Raw genomic sequence first — 1,511 nt, forward strand, 5'->3', positions numbered from 1 at the left:
CGCTCGCGCATTCCGGGGATGCCGCGCCCCACGCGCTCGGCGGTACCGCCGTCGTCCGTCCCCCCCAATCGAAACGGACGCCGGCAATTCCGACGCGACATGCATGGTCAGCCCGGGGCCGCTCCAGTCGAAATGAAGGCGCACGGCGGTGCCGCGTCCGCCGTGCTTGAGGGCGTTCGTCAGGCATTCCTGCACAATCCGGAATACCGCGAGTTGCTGGCCCGCGCCAAGGTCCACCGGGGTTCCGGTTTCGCTCTGCTGGACCTTGAGGCTCCCCTGGCGCATCCGCTCCACAAGAGGCCCGACGTCGGTGAGCCGGGGCTGCGGAGCCACCAGACCGTCGTCGCGCACTCCCTCAATGACGCGCTGGGCGTCCACGAGTGCGTGGCGGGCTGACACCGCGATATTCTCCAAGGCGTCGAGCACCGCTTTGGGTTGGTCCTGGCTGAGATAACGGGTGCCGTCGGCCTGCGCGGCGATCACAGCGAGCGAGTGCGCCAAGACGTCATGGAGGTCGCGGGCGATCCGCGTGCGCTCCTGTTCCACGACAAGCTCGACCTCGGTCTCCTTGAGGTTTGCTTGGACGAGATTCCGGGCTTTGAAAAGGCTCCCGCGTTCTTCGTAGAGGCGCAGGGCCAGGCCCGCTGCGGCGCAACCAGCTGCGATGAGGAAAAGGAACGAGAAGACCTGCCAGCCGTTGTTGGCCAGGGCGAATCTGTCGCCCATAAATAGCGGCCGGAACCAGCCAACGCCCTGCCCGTAGCGCCACGACAACATCATGAAAACCATTACACCGGCGAAAGCCACATTGCTCCCGGCGACAACAAATTGCAGACGACCCCTCGCCGTCCACATCGAAAACCCCAAGGCAATGAATGAGCCCAAGTAAATCGCCCAATCATTGGAATCAGGCTCCGGGATGAAGTACACCAACTGACCCATTAGCAAGACGGCCGTGAATCCCAGAGAGAGCACGGGTCGCCATGCCGAGACAGCAATGGCGAAAGTGGTCAAGATCAGTATCGAAAATCTTGACAGAATAAGCTTCCACAATTCGGCCCAATGGGGAAGCCATGCCGCCATAAATCCCGCTTCCGCCACGCACCACAGCGTGAAGAAAATGACGGCCGCCGCAGGGGCGCCCCAATGCCGTACAACTTTCAGTGTCTGTTCCATGTCAGCCACCCTATCCACGGCCAAGCACGGGGGAACGCCGATTCCGCGCTCCGGCGTTCGATCTCCACCCGGAAGCCAGCGGATTCATCCTTGGAGCCAGCGCGAGACGTGAGCGAGCGTTTGGGAAAATGCCGGCATTAGTGAGCGAGCGTTTGGGAAAATGCCGGCATAAGTGAGCGAGCGTTTGTCGAACCCAACGCGCGCTCACATATCGGGCCTTAAACCCAGACCCCCGCTCACATATCCGGCCCACATCCCAACGCTCGCGCACCTATCCGGCCCACATCCCAAACCATCGCTCACTTATCCCGAACGGCGGAACAAAAAGAACGACG

The 1,511-nt window shown here is 62.0% G+C and carries 1 protein-coding gene; it reads right to left on the minus strand.

The genetic code is table 11. The annotated features are described in order from the left end of the window. Positions 1-1,176, minus strand: a 1,176-nt coding sequence (locus AHiyo1_RS11950; protein ID WP_059388709.1) for a sensor histidine kinase, incomplete at its 3' end; no start/stop codon positions are given. Between the last annotated feature and the right edge of the window lie 335 nt (positions 1,177-1,511).

Origin of the sequence: Arthrobacter sp. Hiyo1 (genome assembly GCF_001263615.2) — a bacterium.
Classification (GTDB): domain Bacteria; phylum Actinomycetota; class Actinomycetes; order Actinomycetales; family Micrococcaceae; genus Arthrobacter.